Origin of the sequence: Paraglaciecola sp. (genome assembly GCF_039964565.1) — a bacterium.
Taxonomy (GTDB): domain Bacteria; phylum Pseudomonadota; class Gammaproteobacteria; order Enterobacterales; family Alteromonadaceae; genus Paraglaciecola.
In genome coordinates this window covers 1-14,907 of the sequence record NZ_JBDVXF010000018.1, presented here as the reverse complement: position 1 = coordinate 14,907, position 14,907 = coordinate 1, and the positions used below count along the sequence as shown (strand labels likewise).

The 14,907-nt window shown below is 40.4% G+C and carries 14 protein-coding genes; 7 read left to right on the top strand and 7 right to left on the bottom strand.

Annotated features, from left to right (window positions below):
* Nucleotides 1-114: 114 nt before the first annotated feature.
* Nucleotides 115-711: a TetR/AcrR family transcriptional regulator gene (locus ABJK37_RS08060; protein ID WP_348351880.1), complete on the top strand. Its 597-nt coding sequence runs from the start codon at nt 115-117 to the stop codon at nt 709-711.
* Between the two features lie 140 nt (nt 712-851).
* Here the strand turns inward: ABJK37_RS08060 and ABJK37_RS08055 are convergent, their stop codons facing one another.
* From ABJK37_RS08055 to rpmE, 3 genes are all read right to left on the bottom strand, one after another.
* Complete coding sequence (locus ABJK37_RS08055; RefSeq protein WP_348351878.1) at nt 852-1,169, bottom strand: DUF3718 domain-containing protein; 318 nt, start codon at nt 1,167-1,169, stop codon at nt 852-854.
* A gap of 329 nt (nt 1,170-1,498) precedes the next feature.
* Nucleotides 1,499-2,746: a malic enzyme-like NAD(P)-binding protein gene (locus tag ABJK37_RS08050; protein WP_348351876.1), complete on the bottom strand. Its 1,248-nt coding sequence runs from the start codon at nt 2,744-2,746 to the stop codon at nt 1,499-1,501.
* Between the two features lie 410 nt (nt 2,747-3,156).
* Nucleotides 3,157-3,369 (bottom strand): 50S ribosomal protein L31, encoded by a 213-nt coding sequence (gene rpmE, locus ABJK37_RS08045; RefSeq protein WP_007625132.1) that lies wholly within the window; start codon nt 3,367-3,369, stop codon nt 3,157-3,159.
* Nucleotides 3,370-3,652: 283 nt separating this feature from the next.
* Here rpmE and priA point away from each other — a divergent pair, with 283 nt between their 5' ends.
* The 4 genes from priA (at nt 3,653) to hslU (ending at nt 8,565) form a co-directional block, all read left to right on the top strand.
* Nucleotides 3,653-5,833 (top strand): primosomal protein N', encoded by a 2,181-nt coding sequence (priA, locus tag ABJK37_RS08040; RefSeq protein ID WP_348351874.1) that lies wholly within the window; start codon nt 3,653-3,655, stop codon nt 5,831-5,833.
* 87 nt (nt 5,834-5,920) lie between these two features.
* Nucleotides 5,921-6,460, top strand: a complete 540-nt coding sequence (locus tag ABJK37_RS08035) for an SPOR domain-containing protein (RefSeq protein WP_348351872.1) — start codon at nt 5,921-5,923, stop codon at nt 6,458-6,460.
* Nucleotides 6,461-6,628: 168 nt separating this feature from the next.
* Nucleotides 6,629-7,153, top strand: a complete 525-nt coding sequence (hslV, locus tag ABJK37_RS08030; RefSeq protein WP_215933653.1) for an ATP-dependent protease subunit HslV — start codon at nt 6,629-6,631, stop codon at nt 7,151-7,153.
* A gap of 80 nt (nt 7,154-7,233) precedes the next feature.
* A complete protein-coding gene (gene hslU, locus ABJK37_RS08025) occupies nt 7,234-8,565 on the top strand; it encodes an HslU--HslV peptidase ATPase subunit (protein WP_348351869.1) in 1,332 nt (443 codons plus the stop codon).
* A 123-nt stretch (nt 8,566-8,688) separates the two neighbouring features.
* Here hslU and ABJK37_RS08020 read toward each other — a convergent pair whose 3' ends face one another.
* Together ABJK37_RS08020 and ABJK37_RS08015 are read right to left on the bottom strand one after the other, a co-directional pair.
* Complete coding sequence (locus tag ABJK37_RS08020) at nt 8,689-9,279, bottom strand: hypothetical protein (protein ID WP_348351867.1); 591 nt, start codon at nt 9,277-9,279, stop codon at nt 8,689-8,691.
* Nucleotides 9,280-9,349: 70 nt separating this feature from the next.
* Nucleotides 9,350-9,667, bottom strand: coding sequence for an antibiotic biosynthesis monooxygenase (locus ABJK37_RS08015; protein WP_348351866.1), 318 nt, complete (start codon nt 9,665-9,667; stop codon nt 9,350-9,352).
* A gap of 301 nt (nt 9,668-9,968) precedes the next feature.
* On the opposite strand from ABJK37_RS08015, the gene ABJK37_RS08010 reads away from it, so the two are divergent.
* Together ABJK37_RS08010 and ABJK37_RS08005 are read left to right on the top strand one after the other, a co-directional pair.
* The gene (locus tag ABJK37_RS08010; protein WP_348351939.1) at nt 9,969-11,327 is read left to right on the top strand and encodes an amidohydrolase; all 1,359 of its coding nucleotides are present in this window, start codon (nt 9,969-9,971) and stop codon (nt 11,325-11,327) included.
* Nucleotides 11,328-11,337: 10 nt separating this feature from the next.
* Nucleotides 11,338-12,630 (top strand): amidohydrolase family protein, encoded by a 1,293-nt coding sequence (locus ABJK37_RS08005; protein WP_348351864.1) that lies wholly within the window; start codon nt 11,338-11,340, stop codon nt 12,628-12,630.
* 680 nt (nt 12,631-13,310) lie between these two features.
* On the opposite strand, the gene ABJK37_RS08000 is transcribed toward ABJK37_RS08005, so the two are convergent.
* Both ABJK37_RS08000 and ABJK37_RS07995 read right to left on the bottom strand, forming a co-directional pair.
* Nucleotides 13,311-13,811 carry a helix-turn-helix transcriptional regulator gene (locus ABJK37_RS08000; RefSeq protein ID WP_348351862.1) on the bottom strand — a complete coding sequence of 167 codons (501 nt, stop codon included), beginning with the start codon at nt 13,809-13,811 and terminating at the stop codon, nt 13,311-13,313.
* Between the two features lie 195 nt (nt 13,812-14,006).
* Nucleotides 14,007-14,753: an alpha/beta hydrolase gene (locus tag ABJK37_RS07995; RefSeq protein ID WP_348351860.1), complete on the bottom strand. Its 747-nt coding sequence runs from the start codon at nt 14,751-14,753 to the stop codon at nt 14,007-14,009.
* Between the last annotated feature and the right edge of the window lie 154 nt (nt 14,754-14,907).

Below are 14,907 nucleotides of genomic sequence, written 5' to 3'. Positions count from 1 at the left end.
AGGGAATATTGTGCAGTTAGATAAAAATCACATTGCACATAACACTGTTATAGTTAATCATAACAGTGTTATGCAGGTCAACAAATTATCTTATCAAGTGGTTAAATCATCATCATGAGCGACGCAAAGAGCATTATTTTACAAGCAGCATCTGAATTGTTCCTAGAAGGCGGTACTTCAGCACTGAGCGTTAGAGCCATATCCAAACGTGCTGGCGTCTCTACAATTGGCATATACAGTCACTTTAAAGGCAAGCAAGGCATTCTAGACGAACTGTACATCGAAGGGTTTCAGAAAGTATTTGCTGCTATGGATATACTCAAGTCTGCCAAAGGACCCAGAGAAACCATTTTGCAAGGCGTCAAAGGTTATTTAGAGGTGGCTGAAAAATATGAAGCTCATTACCGCCTAATATTTGGCGAAAGCGATCCTGGTTATTATCCGTCTGAAGAGGCCCGTGACATAGCTGAAAAAGCCTTCAAACTGTTAATTCGAGTGAGTTCACTTATTCTGCCTGAAGATACTCCCATTGCTAAAAAGCAACGAATCGCACTTGAGATTTGGGCATTTGTACATGGTTACGTGAGCTTAAAACACCACGCTATTTCAACTTTAATTAGTCCAGACGAGTGGAACACACTCGCATTAAACGCGTTATCAACTCATATCGATGCGATTATTTCGAAACATGGCTCGTCAGTTTTGGAGTAAGCTGGGCAACAAAAGGTGCAATCAACATATAGTTGTTTTATTGCTAGAAAAAATTTTTGATAGGTGGAATGCGCAGTGAGAAAAACTAATTTTGATAGCTAGTTTAACTCACTGTCTTTTGGAATTTTCATATTAGTGGTCTATAAACTAGCCAAGAATTCCTGATTGTCTGCGGTGCTTTTTTTCGCCATAAATTTAGCGGTTTTTTGAGCTTCATTGGCCATGGCAAAACTAACAGCATCATAACCATTACACACTAAACCGTCGGCAATGCGTTTCATTCCTAGGCCGCTATCTCGTATGGCTACATTTACTTTAATAACGCTGTCACTTTTAATCGCTTCACATACTTTAACTAATTTACTTTCAACTGCTGGATCCATTTTGTTAGCCGCTTGAGCGCCGCCTGCCAAAAAGATACCTGCGCTGATGATGGTGCTAATAATTGCTTTTTTCATGATAAATCTCTCTATGTTGGTTGCTGGTGTTATTTTGTGTACACCCATAGAGTAGAGATTGAAATTGAGATTGAAGCACCAAAAATGCTCAATTGCGGTTAAACGCGGTGAAGCGTTCAACTCAGTATTTCGCGCGATAATCCGCCGCTTAACTTGGGTTATTCGTCGTATATTGCGAAATTTTGTTACATTTAGCTAATTATCAGGATGTGATTATTTGGCAGCTCAGGGGAATATCCCCTTAATCTACCTTTTGTGGCAAGTAAAAATCAAACTAGCCCCACATAGCTTATGGGGACACTTTGAGAGGATTAAGCCAAGCAGCCAAGTTAATCCTGTAAGTAACTGGCTGGCAACTGAGTAATGGCAGCCACGCCAGAATCGAGCGCAGCTTGGGCGACTGCTTTTGCGACACGTTTTAACAAGCGAGGATCCATAGGTTTAGGGATAATGTAGTCCTTGCCAAAACTCAGACTATCAATGTTACTGGCGGATAAAACGTCTTTAGGTACTTCTTCTTTAGCAATGGCGCGAATTGCATCCACTGCGGCAATTTTCATTTCGTCGTTAATTTGCGAGGCGCGTACATCTAACGCGCCACGAAAAATGAACGGGAAACACAAAACATTGTTTACTTGATTTGGATAATCAGAGCGCCCGGTAGCCATAATTAAGTCATCGCGTATTTTGTGAGCTAACTCAGGCTTAATTTCAGGATCAGGATTAGAACAGGCAAATATTACCGGCTTAGGAGCCATTAATTTTAAGGCTTCGGGCGGTAGTAAATTAGGACCAGACACCCCCACAAATACATCAGCGCAATCTAAGGCATCTTCTAAGGTGCGTTTATCAGTATTATTAGCAAATAATTTTTTGTGGAAAGTCAGGTCTTCGCGACGAGTATGGATCACACCTTTTCTATCAAGCATATAGATACGTTCGCGCTTAGCACCACATTTAACCAACAGCTCCATACAAGCGGTAGCGGCAGCACCCGCGCCTAAACACACTATAGTGGCATCATTAATGTTTTTGCCTTGAATTTCCAACGCATTCAACATACCAGCGGCAGTAACTATTGCAGTACCATGCTGATCATCATGAAACACTGGGATGGCACAACGCTTTATTAATTCTTGTTCAATTTCAAAACATTCAGGTGCCTTAATATCTTCTAAATTGATACCACCAAAAGTATCGGCGATATTCGCCACCGTATTGATAAAGTCTTCCGTTGAAGTATGTTTCACTTCAATATCAATCGAATCGATATTCGCAAAACGTTTAAATAACAAAGCTTTGCCTTCCATCACAGGTTTGGATGCAAGGGGGCCTAAATTGCCAAGCCCTAAAATCGCAGTACCATTTGATATGACCGCCACTAAGTTGCCTTTACCTGTGTATTTAAAGGCTGCGTCTGGGTCTGCTGCAATCTCTCGAACCGGCTCTGCTACTCCAGGGCTATAAGCCAATGCTAAATCGGTAACAGTTTCGGCGGGCTTGGTAATTTCAATGCTGATTTTTCCTGGGACAGGTTTAGCATGATAATCGAGAGCTTGTTGGCGGAAATCAGACATTATTGGTTCAGTCCTTTAAAAAGAATAAATATTGATGAACAGTTGCAACCTCGAATGGTGTTCTTATTAATCTTGATTTTTGTGAAATAAGTCCATCAGACACAGCGTTAAACAACATTGCTAATAGCAAGGTAACACAGCTTTAGTCGCTGAACATATCAGATCAGAGTTCTTATTTTGTATAGCCAATATAATTAAAATATATACAGACAAACCCTTTATGTATTTGATTTACAAAAGAGTTTAATTGGTCAGGTTGAAATCGTTTTCAACATTTTACCATGCGAGCCATAGTGTAAAAGACCTTGGTAAGGGGAATCAAACACATGAATTTGACGCAACAAAATCTAGGTACAAAAAAAGGCGCTGAATCAGCGCCTTTGTGGTGTATTGCCAATTGACAAACAATTTTAGCTTTTCTTAAGACCAGCAAAACGTTTGTTGAATTTGTCAACACGACCACCAGTATCAACGTTACGTTGCTTGCCTGTGTAGAAAGGGTGGCAAGACGAACATACGTCTAAGTTGATGTCTTTTTTCAAAGTAGAACGTACTTTGATAACATTACCGCAAGAACAGTTTGCAGTCATTTCTTGATAATCAGGATGGATATCTTGTTTCATGGGTTACCTCTTCGTCAGGCCGCATCGCTATTCAACCCGAAGTTGAACACCATACGAAAATTAAATTAAAAAGCTTTGTGGCTTGCCGCAAAGTGGCGCGCATATTAATGTAACCAGCTTGGGCGATCAAGGGTTTTGTTGAATTTATACTCAAACCAGCACTAAATACCTCAAATAATTGGAATAACTCTGCCCACGGCGAATGAGAGTAGCCAACTTATAAAGGTAAGTTGTAAGGATCACCGCTATAAATCATATTTCATTAAAGGCTTGTATTATTTAAATGCTCATAATTCGTGTTGCTCTCCCTATTCCCAAGCGCCAATTATTTGATTATCGCTACGATGGCAAAGCATTAGCCATTGGCGTGCGTGTCTCGGTGCCATTTGGGCCGCGTAAGTTATTAGGTGTCGTGTGGGAAACGAGTGACCAATCTGCTTGGGATATCAGCAAACTAAAATCCATCGAGGCGGTGCTAGATGATTCGCCAATATTTGACCCAATACTGATTAAACTATGTAGTTGGTTAGCACAATATTATAAACATCCCATAGGAGATGTAGTACAAACCGCCATGCCAGTGGCACTGCGCAAAGGTGAATCGAGCCAAGAGAAACCCATCGAATTTTGGACCTTAAGTCACCAAGGCCAAGCTACAGACTTAAGCAGTTTATCTCGCGCTCCAAAGCAGCGAGCATTACTAGAAGCCCTACAAAAACAAGATTGCTTGAAGTCAAAGGCCAAGTCTGAATTTGGCGCAGCCGCTATTAAGGCCCTTGTAGAAAAAGCATTAGTTGAATCAATCAGCAAACAAGTGTCCCAGGAACCCACTTGGCAACAAGATTTAGTAGTGCAAGACAAACCTAAAGCCAATGTTGAGCAAGCCATAGCGATAAGTTGTATTGAAGCCAAGCTCGACCAGTATGGCTGTTTCTTGTTGGATGGTATTACTGGCAGCGGCAAGACAGAAGTGTACTTGCAGGCCATAGAGCAAGTATTAAAACAAGGTAAGCAGGTATTAATATTGGTGCCCGAAATTGGTCTCACCCCGCAAACTGTGCATAGATTTAAGTATCGCTTTGGGATAGAAGTCGGTGTGCTGCATTCTGGACTCAATAACAATGAGCGCCTTCAAGTATGGCAACAAAGTGCTAGTGCAAAGTTAGGCATTATTATTGGCACTCGCTCGGCTATTTTCACTCCGATGCTTAAGCCTGGTTTACTGATTGTGGATGAAGAACACGATTCTTCATATAAACAGCAAGACGGATTACGTTATCACGCCCGTGACTTAGCGGTAATGCGCGCTCACGAAGAGAATATTCCACTGGTACTAGGCTCGGCTACACCAGCACTAGAAACTCTCAACAACGCCTTAAGTGGTAAATATCAACATTTAAAATTACATCAGCGAGCCGGAAACGCCGCACTTGCGACGCAGCATGTATTCGACATTCGCCAACAACCGTTAAAGTTCGGTGTGGCGCAAGGCATGTTAGAGCGTATGAGCCAACACTTGCAGCAAGACAGCCAAGTGATGTTGTTTATTAATCGCCGCGGTTATGCACCTGCTTTAATGTGTCATCAATGTGGTTTTGTGGAACACTGTAAACACTGTGACAAGCCTTATACTGTGCATAAACAGTTGTACAAATTACAGTGTCACCATTGTGGTAGTGCTAAACCTATCCCTAAAACCTGTCAACAATGTCACTCCCACGAATTGGTATCCATGGGTGTAGGTACCGAGCAACTAGAGCAAGGTTTAGCTGAGTACTTTCCGCAATACAGTAGTATTCGCATAGACAGTGATAGCGCTAGAGGTAAAAACAAGTTAGATAAAATGCTCAACAGTATTAACAATAATGAGCATCAAATATTAATTGGCACCCAAATTTTATCTAAAGGCCATCATTTTCCAAACGTGACGCTGGTATTAATTTTAGATGTAGACGGAGCCTTGTTTAGCGCAGACTATCGCGCGGCTGAACATTTAGCGCAACTTATTACACAACTAGCAGGCCGCGCTGGGCGCGCTGAAAAACCAGGTGAGATGTGGTTGCAAACCCACGATCCTGGGCATCCTCTGCTTCAAGACTTAATCAATAACGGTTACAGTCACTTTGCGCAATATGCGTTGATGGAAAGGCAACATGCCAATTTACCGCCCCATAGTTTTCAAGCGTTATTTAAAGCGCAGGCGTTAAGTGCCAGAGACGCTTTTGATTTTTTACAACAAATAGCGCAACTATTTAGCCATGTAGACGGGGTAAGTTGTTTGGGGCCTATTCCTGCCTTGATGGAAAAACGTCAAGGGCATTTTAGGATGCAGCTTTTGTTGCAAAGTTCGCAACGTAGTCGTTTGCAAAAAGCCATTGCACAGCAAATTCAACAGATTGAATCCTTACAACTAGCCAATAAAATTCGCTGGTCGTTAGATATTGATCCCCAAGATTTCACCTGAAACTAATAATAATGAAGATTCTGATTGAGGATCCTGTGATCATAGGTAAGATCGATTCTATTATTTCCTAGCAGTACTTTTATAAATATGGCACACAAAGATTATGTGGCTCGTGGCCGCGGTAAGAAAGCCGCTCCTCCGCCCCCCAAACCGTCACTACCATGGTTACGGATTATCATCACTTTAACTTTGGTGGCAGGGTTTGGCTATTTTCTTTGGAGTATCAAAGGTACTGCACCTGATGATACAACTACAAAAGTTGTTACTCCTGAGCAAGCTACCAAGCAAGAAAATGCCTTGCCAGAAATTCCTGAGGAAGAATGGGAGTTTATTAAAACCCTACCCGAATACACAGTAGAAATAGACCATAAAGAACAAGACCAACCAACAGTGCGCCGTCTTATCCAATGCGGCTCATTTAGAACAAACGGTCAAGCGCAAGAGCTTAAAGCAAAAATAGCTTTTCAAGGCTTAGAAGCACAAGTGAGACCAAGCCAAGGCTCCACTGGAAAATGGTACCGCGTAATTCTTGGTCCTTACGACAGCAAACGTGGCGCTGAAAAAGACCGCCACACCTTACAACGTGCCAAAATTAACGGCTGTAAAATTTGGAATTGGAATCTTTAACCAATATGGCTGCAGAGCATAAGCCTGCAGCTTGAAAAAAAAAGAATGCTCCCCACATCTATTCCACTCGGCGGCGTTTTCTAAAATATTGAAAACCATAGCCCACTCTTAGCCCTGACAACTAAATGTCATCTCATTAAGTTGTCCTTGGACACTGAAGGAATTTTCGTGACTACCATTGTATCTGTACGCCGCAATAACCAAGTAGTAATAGCCGGTGACGGTCAAGTTTCACTTGGCAATACTGTAATGAAAGGCAACGCCAAAAAAGTGCGCCGCCTTTATAACAACAAAGTACTAGCAGGTTTTGCTGGCGGCACAGCTGACGCCTTTACTTTGTTTGAACGTTTTGAGTCTAAACTTGAAATGCACCAAGGCAACCTAACTCGTGCTGCCGTTGAACTGGCTAAAGATTGGCGCACCGACCGAATGTTGCGCAAGCTTGAAGCCTTACTAGCAGTGGCTGACGAAACTGCCTCTTTTATCATTACCGGTAACGGAGACGTTGTTCAGCCAGAAAATGACTTAATTGCGATTGGCTCTGGCGGCAACTTCGCGCAATCAGCCGCCATGGCTTTACTGGAAAATACTGAGCTAACGGCCAAAGAAATTGCCGAAAAAAGCTTAACCATAGCCGGCAATATATGCGTATTTACCAATCATAGCCAAACCATTGAAACGATAGATTATTAAGCACTTCGGCAAAGTTATTTTTGTGACTGGCGCAGCAATCATTAGCGCCGGTCATTTACCCAGATTATAAGGTTTTATTTATGTCAGACATGACCCCAAGAGAAATCGTCCATGAATTGGACAGTCATATTATTGGTCAGCAAGATGCCAAAAGAGCAGTCTCTATTGCGCTTAGAAATCGCTGGCGCAGAATGCAGCTCGATTCAGAGTTGCGCCAAGAAGTTACCCCTAAGAATATTTTGATGATTGGCCCAACAGGTGTAGGTAAAACTGAAATTGCCCGTCGCTTAGCAAAATTGGCGAACGCACCTTTTATTAAGGTTGAAGCCACCAAATTTACCGAAGTAGGTTATGTGGGTAAAGAAGTAGAAACTATCATACGTGACCTAGCCGACATCGCAGTCAAGATGACTAAAGAACAAGCCACCAATAAGGTGAAGTTCCGCGCGGAAGAAGCCGCTGAAGAACGCATTTTAGATGCATTGTTACCTCCTCCAGAAAATGCTTTTGGTGATAAAGAAGAACATCAAGATAAAGGCACCAGACAAATTTTCCGTAAAAAACTACGTGAAGGTCAATTAGACGACAAAGAAATTGAATTAGACGTTGCAGCGCCTCAAGTGGGTGTTGAGATCATGGCGCCTCCTGGTATGGAAGAAATGACTAACCAGCTACAAGGCATGTTTCAAAACCTTTCTGGCAAGGAAAAGAAAAAGAAGAAACTAAAAGTTAAGGAAGCCCTTAAATTATTGACTGAAGAAGAAGCCAGTAAGTTGGTCAATCAAGAAGATTTGAAACAAACCGCCATCGAATCCCTTGAACAAAACGGCATAGTTTTTATCGATGAAATCGACAAAATTTGTAAACGTGAAGGCACCACAAGTGGCGGTGATGTATCTCGCGAAGGTGTGCAACGCGACCTATTGCCTTTAGTAGAAGGCTCAACGGTGTCCACTAAACATGGCATGGTTAAAACCGACCATATTTTGTTTATTGCCTCTGGTGCGTTTCAAATGAGCAAACCTTCTGACTTGATCCCTGAATTACAAGGTCGTTTACCTATTCGTGTTGAGTTAGGCGCCCTAACCGCTCACGATTTTGTGCGAATTTTGACCGAGCCCAACGCTTCGCTTACCGAGCAATATGTAGCGCTGTTGAAAACAGAGGGTGTGGATGTTTCCTTTTCTGAAGACGGCATTGAGCGTATTGCTCAAGCGGCCTGGCAAGTAAATGAACGTACCGAAAATATTGGCGCAAGACGTTTACATACAGTGATGGAAAAACTCATGGAAGAGATATCTTACGACGCATCTGAAAAAAATGGTGAGTCATTAATAGTTGACGCTAAATACGTCAATGATCACTTAGATATGTTAGTGGAAGACGAAGATTTGAGCCGCTTTATTTTGTAACTGAAGAGCAAGATTTAACTAAAAATGCCGCTTCAAAAAGCGGCATTTTTATATCAAAAGTAAAGCCAATATGGTGATTTTTCTGAATAGCCATCAGTTCGCTTAGGCCTTTGCGGCTGGGTCTCACCAAGTGTTTAGCTTTATTTTTGATTTTTCTGAGTATTCCAAAATTTTGGAAAGATTCTTCACACTGGCTACAGTCAAAACATATGAATCTGAACCATTATCGATTCCAATAATTTCCAATCCCACACTTTTACTACACTGTAACAGCAAAGATTGTTGGTCTTTTGATAAGTAAAACGAAATATTGTTGCTCGTTTTGGCAAATTCGTTTTTAAGTTCTTCAAAGTTGACGCACACAGAGAGTCGGTTATTAGACACTCCATTTAGTGAGTCCAATACAAATTGAGGGGCTTCCCTCCAATCCACATCTATTGCTAATTTATTTGCTTTTAAACTTTCGACAATAACAAAGGTAAAATCAAATTCATTATCGAAAGGCGCTTCGTATCCGTGATATTCCAAGAGTGCCTTGTATTGTTGTTTGTAGGCATTTTTACTAGATAGAAAAAGGCTCACGTCACTCAAAACATTGGGGGAATTGTCAGACATAATTTGCGCAAAGATGAATTGAGGATGTTCGTTATGCAACACTTGTTTTCCGCAACTTAGGGTAAAAATCGTGAAGATGGCTAAATAAATGACTTTCATTTTTGTTTCCAAATAACGGTGTACAACCAATTCTGTTAACCGATTTGCTTAAGTTGTGGCTTGGGAAACGTTATTCAAATTCCTTCACTACACCCTTTACTACACTCTTTACTACACTCTTTACTACATAGTGGCGCCCAACATCTTTAGAAATTACTCCCCAGCTAGAGCTCAATACTCTTTTTTGGTGCGCTTCGAATGCTTGTTTATCGACGAATTCTTCATAAACCTCAAAAATGCTTGGTTGGTGTTCTCTTTGAGTGACTCTAAACGCTAAACATCCGGGCTCTTGTAGAGTTAAAGTGATGTGTTTTGGAAGAGCAGATTTAATTGAATCAATTTGCTCTGCGGCTACATTTATATAGCCCGTCAATACAATTTTTTTCAAAGTGACTTCCTTACCAATTACCTCAAAGAGCGTTAACGCTCAATCCAACTAGGTATTTAATCTCACATAATCGACTACAACAAAGTGTATTTAAAGTGAGTGTTTGCTAAAACGTCAACCAAGTTTAAATCATCTTAAAGGCTTTTAGCTTGTTGAAAGTCAGCAAACATAATATTCTTTTTAAGTCTAAATTAGTTCTGCTCAATATAAAATATGGAGTTTTTAATAAACACATAAATTGATTAGATTGTTGATACTTCAAGGAATATCTATGAACCACCCCCTGTTTAAACGGAGCTTAATGATAGCCGCTGTGTCGCTCTCATTAACTGCATGTATACCTAATGAAAAGCAAGATGAAAAAGTAACCATTAATAAAAACCCTTTCCCAAGTACTTATAAAATTTTACCGCAGCAAAATACTTTGTTTACTCAAGCAACGGTTCTAACGGGCACTGGTGAACGAATTGATAATGCAGATGTACTTTTTGTCGATGGAAAAATAAAACAAGTAGGTGTTGGCCTAAACGCGACTAATGTTGAAGTTATTGATGCACAAGGAAAATGGATAACCCCAGGTATTATTGATGTACATTCTCATTTAGGGGTTTATCCAAGCCCTAGCGTAGAATCACACTCTGACGGTAACGAAATGAGCTCTCCTAATACTTCTGAGGTATGGGCTGAGCACAGCGTATGGCCGCAAGATCCTGGCTTTCAAGCAGCAAGAGCGGGTGGAATTACCACCTTACAGATATTGCCTGGCTCGGCTAACTTATTTGGCGGCCGCGGTGTCACCTTAAAAAATGTACCAAGTCATACCATGCAAGCGATGAAGTTTACAGACGCACCTTATGGTTTAAAAATGGCCTGTGGAGAAAATCCAAAACGGGTTTATGGTAGCAGAAAACAAATGCCATCAACTCGCATGGGTAATGTAGCGGGTTATCGAGCTGCTTGGGCGGAAGCTGCTGAATATAAACGAGCTTGGAATAAATACGACACCGACTATGCTGCGGGTAAAAATCCCCAAGCACCCGTTCGAGATTTAGAGCTCGATACGCTAATGGGTGTGCTTGATGGTGAAGTTTTAGTGCATAACCATTGTTACAAAGCTGAAGAAATGGCGGTGATGATAGATATAGGTAAAGAGTTTAGTTATCACTCGGGGACTTTCCATCATGCGATAGAAGCCTATAAAATTGCTGACAAACTCGCAGCCAATGGCAACTGTGTTGCGATGTGGCCAGACTGGTGGGGCTTTAAAATGGAAGCCTATGACATGGTAGAAGAAAATGTTGCCATAGTTGATTCGGTAAAAAATTCTTGTGCCATAGTACATTCAGATTCTGACACTACTATTCAACGGTTAAATCAAGAAGCCGGCAAAGTACTGTATCGAGCTAATGAGAATGGTTTTGAGTTAAAAGAAGAAGATGCCATCAAATGGATCACCGCTAATGCGGCTAAGTCACTTGGTATTGATGATAAAACGGGTAGTTTACAAGTCGGTAAGAATGCCGATCTAGTGTTATGGAATACCAATCCATTTAGTGTTTACGCGCAAGCAGAGCAAGTTTTTGTGGATGGCGCGAAAGTTTATGATCGTTTTGATGAAAAGTATCAGGCGAAAAGTGACTTTCTTTTAGGGCAAAAGTAGGAATTAACCAATGAAACTGATTCAAATTAACAAACCCATCTTAAATGCATTAGTTACTATTCCTTTTGTTTTGTGTGCATTTATCACCAGCACGGTACAAGCAAAAAGCACTGCTATTACTCATGCCACCGTTTACACACTTACTGGCGAAGGTACTATTGAAAACGCCACGGTTATTATTGACCAAGGTAAAATTACGCAAGTTTACAGTAGTGACAATACCCCAGAAAATATTAACACTGATGAAATCATTGATGCCAAGGGAAGAATTCTGACGCCTGGGTTTATTGGCAGTATGAATACACTCGGTTTAGTTGAAGTGAGCGCAGTGGCAAGAAGTCGTGATAGTAAAGATAAAAAAGCCGATATTACCTTTGATGCAAGCTTAGCATTTAACCCCAAATCAACCTTAATCGCATATACTCGCAAAGGAGGGATTACCAGCAATATTGTTGCTCCTCAAGGTGGAGAAGACTTATTCGCGGGGCAATCTTTTGTGGTTGATCTTTCTGGTGAATTCAATAGTGTAACCGACAGACAAAACGCAGTAATAGTGCACTTAGGCGCTGAAACTAAGGGTTCAAGAGCACAAAAACTGCAAGCGTTAGATTACAAATTTGAAGATGCACAAAAAGCGTTAGCGAATAAAAGTAAAGGCAAAAAAGCAAAAGAAGCTGCGAAAGATAAAGAGCCAAAACGTGATGAGTTAGTTATCAATGCTTTATTAGCGGGTGAAAAACCGTTAATAGCTTATGCTGACCGAGCAACAGACTTATTGGCTTTAATTGCGTTAAAACAAAAATATGGACTTGATTTAGTATTGGTGGGGGCAAGTGATGCGGTACTTATTATCGATGAAATAGTGGCGGCTAATGTACCGATAATTCTTAGTGCTATTGACAATTTACCCAGTAGCTTTGATTCGTTACACGCCAATTTAAGTAATATGGCTATGTTAACCAAAGCGGGGGTTAAGGTCATTTTAGCGCCTGAGGGCGATAGCCATAATATAAACCGTTTACGCTTTGATGCTGGAGTTGCCGTTGCCAATGGTGTATCAAGAACGGATGCTCTTTCAGCGCTTACCGCTAATGTAGCCGATGTATTTAAACTAAACTCAGGTCGAATTCAGGTTGGTAAAAAGGCCGATTTAGTTTTGTGGAGCGCCGATCCTTTTGAATTGAGTACTAAGGTAGACAGTATGTGGATCAATGGTGAATCGGTTTCTACACGCTCCCGACAAGATGACTTACGCGATCGATATTTAACAAAGTCTGATATGCCAAAAGCTTATTCTAAATAAAGTATTGACGAGTTAATACTTTATTTGGGGTTGATAACGAACAAGAGCGACAATCTAAACCAATGTAGGTTGCCGCTTTTATTTTTAGAAATTTTACAGAATAAAGTTATTCACTTAACCTTCCAGCATTCTGATTGATAACGCGGCGGCACACGTTCTGTTATCAACACCCAGTTTTTTAAAAGTCTGTTCTAAATGCTTGTTAACTGTGCGAGCAGAACCCAACCCAGCCCCCGAAGCAATAAAAGTACTCAATCGGTGTTTTCGTTACTTTTTAGGTTGGGTGTCTTCTTTGCCGTTTTCTTTGCCGTTGTTTCTTTGCCGTTCTTCTTCTTTGCCGTTGCGGATATTTACTGCCATTAAAGTTTTGCTTTAAGTTTTAATAAGTAAAAAGTAGCACTCAAAAATGTAGCCAGAGACGCTAACCCAAGCCAGAAGGATAACAAATAATAAATGACGGTTGCGCCTCCACTGTGGAGTGTAAATATACCGCAGTCATAACCACATGTTTCCATCCGATAAAATGACCAAAGAAAAACTACAAGACAACAAATAAAGACAGATAATGCTAGTTTTCTAAGTTTCATAATATTCATCTAAAGTAACTAGAACCCTATGGGAATTTTAGGAGAGCTTTTGGCCGAAGGCCAGCGAGTAAAATTCCCACCATGATGTTTTTGTTAGCCATGCTGTCGTTTATATACACCTTGATAATATTCATAAATAAATCCAGGAATTAGTGATGGTAAACCAACAACTAAAACCAAGATTAAAAAACTAATTTTATCTAACCTATCTTCTGAAATAGAGCTACTAAAGATGGAATCCCTAAGCAAGCTCACCCAAGCAGTGGAGTTGTGACCTGTCCATAAAAGATATAAGGCAATTGAAAGAACGGGTAATAACACCGAAAAGTGGATAACCTTAGCTTTTACACTCATATTACTAAAAGAAAAGCTATCTTCCATTTGCGAAGAAAAACCTTTCGTTACTAATTCAGTGATAGAACATTCGTAAACAGCAGCTAAAGATTTTGCTGACTCTTGTGATGCGATTCCTGTTTTTTCAATTCGTTGAATTGTTCTTAGACTTAGCCCTGAGACTTCAGCCAATTGCGTCTGACTCCAAGCCCTACTATCTCTCTGGTTTTTTAACGTTTCTTTGTTTAATTCCATTTCCATTTTTCAAACCCTCTTCATAAATGTTTAACCAATATGAAGAAGTATTGCCTTTATTAATACGACATATATATGCCACCAGTATGACAGGACAGTGCCAAGCATGGCTAACGCCGCAATAAGTGGAAAATTATAGTTGGCTAAAATGTTTGAGGAACGAAAAACAGCCAACTGTAATTTTTCCTTTTAATTGCCTTGTTAGGCTTTTATTAGCTCAGAACAAGGCAATCCGTTTAAGTGACTATTTATTAAGACGTTAATCCTGTCTTTTAACCACGCAGGACCAAAGTCAGTAATATCGTTATGTTTTGCCTTAGGAATATTTACTACGCAACTTCCATACTTTTCTTGTTCAGTCTCTGTTGGCAATACACCTTTATCTGCTGGGTAATCACTAGCCCGAATAGATAGTATTTGGAAGTCACTATTACGAGGTAAAGGAACACGCCTATGATCTAGCGTTATGATTTTTTGAATATAACTCTTAGTTTGATTACCTAACCACGCTGAAATATCACCACCATTAGAGTGACCAATTAGTGTTAATTTCTCAAAATCGTATTCATTAAAGCGTTTAGTCAAAGAGCTTTTTAAGAAATCTAATGTTTTTGCACCACGATTCCAGTTTTCACTTCGTGTTTCAAATAAATTACCTGAAACGGATAAAGCAGGATCACTTGGCAGCTCATGACCTATTGCGATGACAAGGTAACCAAGTTGGTTAAATTGCTTAGATAGGAAAGTATATTTGGTATGTGACACTCCATACCCAGCACTTAAAAAAGCAACTGGGCACTTTAATTTTGTAGAGCATAGTTGGATGTTATCAGGGAAAGTAATTTCAACTGGGATAATTCTATCTCTGGCAGCATCATAAATGTTTTCTGCATTTACACTATTCACCCAACACGCAATTATGATTACGATTCCTTTTAGATAACTCATAACTCTCCTGAAAGCCTAACGAGGCTGTAGAAAAAGTCAGTTTTGACTATTCAAAGCATCGTCTTTCTATAAATTTGTAATGCCTACAACTTTGCCTTGAGCCAAGATATATTGCAAAGTTTTTTACTCGTGGTTTTGATTTTCCAGTTTTCGG